Here is a 207-nt window from a genome sequence, read left to right on the forward strand (position 1 = left end):
CAGCCGAGATCATGCCGCGGTCAGCGACGACGCACACCCGACCTATGGCAAAGCGATGACGCAGGCGGTCTATCGTCGGGAGAAGGACGCTGACATCGGCTGTGTTGCCCGGCATGATCTCCGTGCAGACCGGCCGCCCCTCGGCGTCGATCACCACGCACAGGATCAGCTGCATCAGGTCGGGCCGGTGGTCCTTCGAGTGGCCCC

General features: G+C 66.2%; 1 protein-coding gene. It reads right to left on the reverse strand.

Annotated elements, in window-relative coordinates:
- Nucleotides 1-207: transposase (locus Q7A36_RS41535; RefSeq protein ID WP_456306865.1), on the reverse strand; the 207-nt coding region annotated here is incomplete at both ends.

The organism is Paracraurococcus lichenis (assembly GCF_030657435.1).
Taxonomy (GTDB): domain Bacteria; phylum Pseudomonadota; class Alphaproteobacteria; order Acetobacterales; family Acetobacteraceae; genus Paracraurococcus; species Paracraurococcus lichenis.